Raw genomic sequence first — 7189 nt, 5'->3', positions numbered from 1 at the left:
CCCCCCCGGCAGGATCAGTAGACCTCGAACAGACCGGCCGCGCCCATGCCGCCGCCGATGCACATCGACACCACCACATGCTTGGCGCCGCGACGCTTGCCTTCCATGAGCACATGGCCGGTGAGCCGCGCGCCGGTCATGCCGAAGGGGTGGCCGATGGCGATGGAGCCGCCGTTGACGTTGTACTTGGCGGGGTCGATGCCGAGCTTGTCACGGCTGTAGAGGCACTGGCTGGCGAAGGCCTCGTTCAGTTCCCACAGGTCGATGTCGTCGATCTTCAGGCCGTGGCGCGCCAGCAGACGCGGAATGGCGAAGACCGGGCCGATGCCCATCTCGTCGGGCTCGCAGCCCGCCACCGCCCAGCCCTTGAAGGCGCCCATCGGCTGCAGACCGCGGCGCTCGGCTTCGCGGGCTTCCATGACCACCACCGCGGCCGCGCCGTCGGAAAGCTGGCTGGCATTGCCGGCCGTGATGAACTTGCCGGCGCCTTTCACCGGCTCGAGCTTGGCCAGGCCCTCGAGGGTGGTGTCGGGGCGGTTGCACTCATCCTTGTCGACCTCCACATCGACCATCGACTCGGCCTTGGTGACCTTGTCGACGACCTTCATGCGGGTCTTGACGGCGATGATCTCGTCCTTGAACTTGCCGGCCTGCTGGGCCGCGGCCATGCGCTGCTGCGACTGCAGCGAGTACTGGTCCTGGTACTCGCGGCTGATGCCGTAGCGCGCGGCGACGACATCGGCGGTATCGATCATGGGCATCCAGTAGGCCGGGTACATCTCGCTGATGCGGTCTTCCTTGCCGCCCCCGCCGCCGCCCTGGAAGCTGATCGAGTCGACGCCGCCACCGACGACGATGTCGGCGCCCTCGTGGGTCACATAGTGGCAGGCATGCGCGATGGCGTTCAGGCCCGAGGAGCAGGCCCGGTGGATGGTCATGCCCGAGGTGGTGACCGGCAGACCGGCCAGCAGCGCCGCGCCGCGCGCGACATTGCCCGAGGCGGCCACGCAGCCGGCGATCACGTCCTCGACCTCGGCAGGGGCCACGCCGGAGCGCTTGACCGCGTGCTCCACCGCGTGGCCGAGCAGGGCCATGTTGGAGGTGCTGTTGAAGCCGCCGCGGCCGGCCTTGGCCAGGCCGGTGCGCGCATACGAAACGATCACTGCTTGCCGCATGGGTGTCTCCTCGGGTGCGGGATGGATGTCCGGCGCAGACCCCCCGGGAGGCGCCTGCGGATCGACCCGCATCTTCACACCATCCGCCGGCCTGCGAAAGCCGCGATGATCCAGGAATCGGCCGGGTGACCGTGATCGGACGGCGGGAGAACGCCGTGCGGGATGCGCCACGCGTCGCGCTGGTGGACAATGCGCAGACACATCACACACGGCCGCGCCAGCCCTCTGGCAGCGGCCCCACCACCATCCCGGGGGAGACACCATGAGAAAGAACGCCGCACTCGCGAAATGGCGCGCCGGCCAGCAGACCATCGGCGGCTGGCTGTCGCTGTCGAACACCCACAGCGCCGAGGCGCTCTCCAGGATCGGCTTCGACTGGCTGTGCGTCGACATGCAGCACGGCCTGCTCGACTACGGCGACCTGCGGCACATGCTGCCCGCCATCTCCGGCAGCGACACCACGCCCATCGTGCGGGTCTCGGGCAACGACCCGCGCGAGATCATGAAGGCGCTCGATGCCGGCGCCTACGGCGTGATCGTGCCGCTGGTCAACACCCGCGAGGAAGCCGCCGCGGCGATCTCGGCCTGCCGCTACCCGCCGCTGGGCAGCCGCTCCTTCGGGCCGCTGCGCGCCGGTCTCTATGGCGGCGCCGGCTACGCCAGGGAAGCCAACGACGAGATGGCCTGCATCGCGATGATCGAGACCCGCCAGGGCCTGGACAACCTCGAGGCGATCGTCAGCACGCCCGGCCTGGGCGGGGTGTACATCGGCCCGGCCGATCTCGCGCTGGCCATCGGGCTGCCCGCGCAGGGCGACACCGACGAACCCCGGCACCTCGAGACCGTCGAACGCATCCTGCAGGCCTGCAAGAAGCACAAGGTGCCGGCCGGCATCCACACCAGCAGCCTGGCCTGGGCCAAGCGGCGGCTGGCGATGGGCTTCGAGTTCGTCACGCTCGGCTCGGACATCGGCTTCATGATGTCGGCGGCCACCGCCGAGCTGGCCAGCGCCCGCGGCACGATCGCCCCCAAGGGCCCGGCCACGGCCTACTGAGCGCGCGCGTCGGCCGAGGCCCGCGCAGACGGGCCGCGCCACGCTGCATCCCCATACCCTGGCGGCCCGCAAGGCCGCCCACGCGAGCCACCGCATGAGTACCACCGCGCTGCCCACCCGCCAGCAGGCCCTGGCCATCCTCACCGCGCCCGGCCAGCCCTATGAGCTGCAGACCCGCGAGGTCGCCGGGCGCCCCCTGCGCATGTTCGTGAACGCCCCTGCGTCCCTGCGCCAGCTCTTCGAGGACACCGCCACCGAGCAGCCCTTCCTGATCTACCAGGACGAGCGGCTGAGCTTCGCGCAGACCCGGCAGCGGGCGGCCGCGCTGGCCAGCGTGCTGGTGACGCGCTACGGCGTGGGTCATGGCGACCGGGTGGCGATCTCGATGCGCAACTACCCGGAATGGGTGATCGCCTTCACTGCGGCCACCTCGATCGGCGCGGTGGCGGTGGCCATGAACGCCTGGTGGCAGCCCGAGGAGATGGCCTACGGCCTGCGCGACAGCGGCGCCCGCGTGCTGATCGCCGACCAGGAGCGTCTGGATCGCTTCGCGCAGAGCGGCGCGCAGGGCGTGCAGGCGATCGCCGTGCGGGCCAGCGCCGCGCCGGCCGGTGTGCCGGACTTCAACGCGCTGCTGGCGCAGGCCGGCAACCCGCCGATGCCTCCGGCCACCGTCAGCGGCGAAGACCTCGCCGCCATCTTCTACACCTCGGGCTCCACCGGCCATCCCAAGGGCGTGATGCTCACCCACCGCAGCGTGCTGGCCGCGCTGCTCTCCTGGGAGCTCGACGCCCAGGCCGCCATCCTCATGAGCGGCCAGCCCGCGCCCACGCCGGCGCAACCACCCTGCACCCTGCTGGCCGTGCCGCTCTTTCATGCCACCGGCTCCCACGCGGTCTGGCTGAGCTGCTATCGCCAGCAACGCCGCATGGTGTGCATGCACAAGTGGGATGCCGTGCAGGCCGCCGAGCTGATCGAGCGCGAGCGCATCAGCTCGTTCATCGCGCCTGCGGCCATGACCGGCGATCTGGTGCGCGAAGCCCAGCGCAGCCAGCGCGACCTGTCCTCGATGCTCGCGGTGGGCGGCGGCGGCGCGCCCCGCGCGCCCGAGCAGGTGCGCCAGATCGACCGTTCCTTTGCCAACGCCCTGCCCGGCACCGGCTGGGGCATGACCGAGACCAACGCCATCGGCGCCGGCATCGGCGGCGAGGAGTACCTCATCCGGCCCGCCAGCTCGGGCCGCTGCTCGGCGGTGATGGAGCTGAAGGTGATCGACGAGCAGGGCCGCGCCCTGCCGGCCGGTGAGCGCGGCGAGCTGCTGGTGCGTGGCACCGGCATGTTCAGCGGCTACTGGAACCGTCCCGAGCTCAATGCCGGCCTGTTCGAGGACGGCTGGTTTCGCACCGGCGATGTCGCCTACCTCGACGATGAGGGCTATCTGTTCATCGTCGACCGCATCAAGGACCTGATCATCCGCGGCGGCGAGAATATCGGCTGCGGGCAGGTGGAGGCCGCGCTGCTCATGCACCCGCAGGTGCACGAGGCAGCGGTGTATGCCGTGCCCGACGAGCGCCTGGGCGAGGAGGTGGGCGCCACCGTGCACTGCACCGAACCGCTCGAGGCCGAGGCCCTGCGCGAGTTCCTCGCCGGCCACCTTGCCCGCTTCGAGGTGCCGCGCTACATCCTGAAATCCGACGGGCCGCTGCCGCGCACCGCATCCGGCAAGATTCTCAAGCGCCAGCTGCGCGACGCCGCGGTGGCCAGCCTCGGCCTGAAAGCCTCCTGAGGAGACAGCGGACATGAGCACCCCCATCCCCGGCTACGATGTGCCGGCCGTCGAAGCCTGGATCAGCACCCATGTGCGCGGGCTCACCCCGCCGCTGCGCTGGACGCGCCTGGAGGGCGGCCACAGCAACCTCACCTACCGGCTCGACGACGCGCAGGGCCGCAGCGCGGTCATCCGCCGACCGCCCATGGGCGAGCTGCTGCCCAAGGCCCACGACATGGAGCGGGAGTGGCAGCTGATCAGCGCCCTGGGCCCCACCGCCGTGCCGGTGCCGGCGGCGCTCGGGCTGTGCACCGACCGCGCGGTCACCGGCGCGAACTTCTATGTGATGGGCATGGTCGACGGCCACCCGCTCTACAGCGCCGCCGACACCCTGCGCTGGGTGCCCGCCGACCGGCGCATGGTGTTCGCCCACTCCTTCATCGATGTGCTGGCCGACCTGCATGCGGTGGATCCCGATGCGGTCGGGCTGGGCGAACTGGGCAAGCGCGACAGCTATGTGGGTCGCCAGCTCAATGCCTGGTACCGCTCCTGGACCGCCTCGGCCGCGGCCGCGAAGTACGACGACCCGCGCGCGCACTCGCTGCAGAAATTCTTCCTCGAGAACCTGCCCGCGCAGGAACCCGCGCGCGTGGTGCACGGCGACTACGGCACCCACAATGTGCTGGTCGGTCCGCAGGCCACGGTGGCCGCGGTGGTCGACTGGGAGATCTCCACGCTGGGCGATCCGCTCGCCGACCTCGCCTATGCCCTGAACTGGTGGCCCGACCCGCGCGACGCGATCCCGCAGGCCTCCGACGCCTCCACCTCGGTGCCGGGCTTTCCTGACCGCGCCTATCTCGCGCAGCGCTATGCCGAGCGAAGCGGCCGCGACCTCTCGCGCATCGACTACTACCTGGGCTTCAACCGCTGGAAGACCGCGATGATCGTGCACGGCGTCTATGCCCGCTACCTCGAGGGCAAGAAGAGCAGCGCCGGCATCGATCTCGAACACATGCGCGGGCGCATCGGCACGGCGCTCACGCTCGCCGAGCAGGCGGTGGAGCGGGTGAGACAGGCCGCCTGAGCGGCCGGCCTGCGAGGGCGGCGGCACCGAAGAAACCGGTGCCGGCACCCCACCGGCGCGGCATGACCGCGCCCCGATGGCACGCGATTCAGGAGGTGCCGACGATCCCGCCGTCGCAGGCGATCACCTGCCCGACGATGAACTCGCTGGCCCGCGAACTCAGGAAGATCGCCAGGCCGGCGATGTCCTGCGGCGTGCCCACCCGACCGCTCGGGTTGCGCGCGCCGACGCTCTCCCAGTCGACACCCTCGGTGGCACCGCCGAAGCCCACCCCGGTGCTGAGCATCCAGGTGGGAAAGGGGCCCGGCGCGATGGCATTGCACAGGATGCGCTCGCGGGTGAGGTGGGCGGCCAGGAACCGGGTGAGGTGGTGCACCGCCGCCTTGGACGCGCCATAGGAGAAGGTGTCGAAGATCGCGCTCTTCAGGCCATCGATGGAGCCGATGTTGATCACCCGCGCCGGGCTGGGCCCGGCACCCGCGGCGCGCAGCAGCGGCAGCAGCTTCTGGGTGAGGAAGAACACGCCCTTCACATTGGTGTCCATCACCTTGTCCCAGCCGATCTCGGGGAACTCGTCGATGGGCGCGCCCCAGGCCGCCCCGGCGTTGTTCACCAGGATATCCAGCCGCGGCTCGAGGGCCGACAGACGCTGCGCCAGCGAGCCCACGCCCTCGATGCGGGAGAGGTCGGCCGCCAGCGGGATGCACTGCCCGCCATAGGCCTGCTCGAGACGGCGCGCGGTGGCCTCGCAGGCATCGGCCTTGCGCGAGGAGATGTAGACCTTGGCGCCGGCCGCCATGAACCCGGCGGCGATCATCTCGCCGATGCCGCGCGAGCCGCCGGTGACCAGGGCGACCTTGCCCTTGATGGAAAAGAGATCGTCGAATGACGGATTCATGCGGGTTGCTCCGTGACGGTGAAGAAACGGGGCCGGCCGGCTCGCGCCGGACGGCCCCGTGGGCGGGTCAGATGACGGCCGGGCCGGTTCAGTTGCGCCAGACCATCGAGGAGGTCATCTCCTCGTCGTCGCTCTCGAGGCGGCGGACCTCGTTGCGGCCGACCACCAGGTGGTGGACCTCATCGGGACCGTCGGCCAGACGCAGCGTGCGCTGACCGGTGTACATGCCGGCGAGCGGGGTCCACTGCGAGATGCCGGTGGCGCCGTGCATCTGGATGGCCTGGTCGATGATCTTGCAGACCTTCTCGGGCACCATGGCCTTGACCATGTGCACCCAGATGCGGGCCTCGCGGTTGCCGAGCACATCCATGGCCTTGGCCGCCTTGAGCACCATCAGGCGCATGGCCTCGATCTCGATGCGGGCACGCGACACGATCTCGATGTTGCCACCCAGCCAGATGATCTTCTTGCCGAAGGCCTCGCGCGAGAGACCGCGCTTGAGCATGAGATCGAGCGCCTTCTCGGCCTGGCCGATGGAGCGCATGCAGTGGTGGATCCGGCCCGGGCCGAGGCGCACCTGCGAGATCTCGAAGCCGCGACCCTCGCCCAGCAGCATGTTGTCCTTGGGCACACGGACATTGTCGAAGCGGATGTGCATGTGGCCATGCGGCGCGTCATCGTCGCCGAACACGCACATCGGGCCCAGGATCTTGACCCCGGGGGTGTCGATGGGCACCAGGATCTGCGACTGCTGCTTGTGCGGCGGCGCATCGGGGCTGGTCTTGACCATGGTGATCATGATCTTGCAGCGCGGATCGCCGGCGCCCGAGATGTAGTACTTCTCGCCGTTGAGCACCCATTCGTCGCCCTCGAGCACCGCGCGCATGCCGACATTCTTGGCATCGGAGGAGGCCCGGTCAGGCTCGGTCATGGCGTAGGCCGAGCGGATCTCGCCCGAGAGCAGGGGCTTGAGCCACTTCTCCTTCTGGGCCGGGGTGCCCACCCGCTCGAGCACCTCCATGTTGCCGGTGTCGGGCGCCGAGCAGTTCATGCACTGCGAAGCCAGCGGGTTCTTGCCGAGCTCGGCCGCGATGTAGGCGTAGTCGAGGTTGGACAGGCCCTCGCCGGTCTCGGCATCGGGCAGGAAGAAGTTCCACAGGCCCTGACGCTTGGCCTCGTTCTTGGCCTCTTCGAGCAGCTCGAGCTGGCC

6 protein-coding genes are annotated in these 7189 nt (G+C 70.0%); 3 read left to right on the top strand and 3 right to left on the bottom strand.

The features are described 5' to 3' along the window. Positions 1 to 14: 14 nt before the first annotated feature. Positions 15 to 1175 (bottom strand): acetyl-CoA C-acyltransferase, encoded by a 1161-nt coding sequence (locus AC2H6A_RS16575; protein WP_484274820.1) that lies wholly within the window; start codon positions 1173 to 1175, stop codon positions 15 to 17. Positions 1176 to 1437: 262 nt separating this feature from the next. On the opposite strand from AC2H6A_RS16575, the gene AC2H6A_RS16570 reads away from it, so the two are divergent. From AC2H6A_RS16570 to AC2H6A_RS16560, 3 genes are all read left to right on the top strand, one after another. Beyond that, positions 1438 to 2229, top strand: a complete 792-nt coding sequence (locus AC2H6A_RS16570; protein WP_484274819.1) for an HpcH/HpaI aldolase family protein — start codon at positions 1438 to 1440, stop codon at positions 2227 to 2229. A 94-nt stretch (positions 2230 to 2323) separates the two neighbouring features. After that, a complete protein-coding gene (locus tag AC2H6A_RS16565; protein WP_484274818.1) occupies positions 2324 to 4015 on the top strand; it encodes a class I adenylate-forming enzyme family protein in 1692 nt (563 codons plus the stop codon). Positions 4016 to 4028: 13 nt separating this feature from the next. After that, the gene (locus AC2H6A_RS16560; RefSeq protein ID WP_484274817.1) at positions 4029 to 5081 is read left to right on the top strand and encodes a phosphotransferase family protein; all 1053 of its coding nucleotides are present in this window, start codon (positions 4029 to 4031) and stop codon (positions 5079 to 5081) included. 88 nt (positions 5082 to 5169) lie between these two features. Here AC2H6A_RS16560 and AC2H6A_RS16555 read toward each other — a convergent pair whose 3' ends face one another. Further along, complete coding sequence (locus AC2H6A_RS16555) at positions 5170 to 5979, bottom strand: SDR family oxidoreductase (RefSeq protein ID WP_484274816.1); 810 nt, start codon at positions 5977 to 5979, stop codon at positions 5170 to 5172. Positions 5980 to 6067: 88 nt separating this feature from the next. Beyond that, positions 6068 to 7189: acyl-CoA dehydrogenase family protein (locus tag AC2H6A_RS16550; protein ID WP_484274815.1), on the bottom strand; the 1122-nt coding region annotated here is incomplete at its 5' end.

It is taken from the genome of Quisquiliibacterium sp. (genome assembly GCF_982640115.1).
Note: the sequence above shows the minus strand (reverse complement) of the source record. Positions and strands in the feature narration are given on the sequence as shown.

Bases quoted from the DNA above. Each gene is read 5' to 3' on its own strand.
- AC2H6A_RS16570 (WP_484274819.1), top strand. From the start codon at position 1,438: ATGAGAAAGAACGCCGCACTCGCGAAATGGCGCGCCGGCCAGCAGACC.
- AC2H6A_RS16560 (WP_484274817.1), top strand. From the start codon at position 4,029: ATGAGCACCCCCATCCCCGGCTACGATGTGCCGGCCGTCGAAGCCTGG.
- AC2H6A_RS16575 (WP_484274820.1), bottom strand. From the start codon at position 1,175: ATGCGGCAAGCAGTGATCGTTTCGTATGCGCGCACCGGCCTGGCCAAG.
- AC2H6A_RS16555 (WP_484274816.1), bottom strand. From the start codon at position 5,979: ATGAATCCGTCATTCGACGATCTCTTTTCCATCAAGGGCAAGGTCGCC.
- AC2H6A_RS16565 (WP_484274818.1), top strand. From the start codon at position 2,324: ATGAGTACCACCGCGCTGCCCACCCGCCAGCAGGCCCTGGCCATCCTC.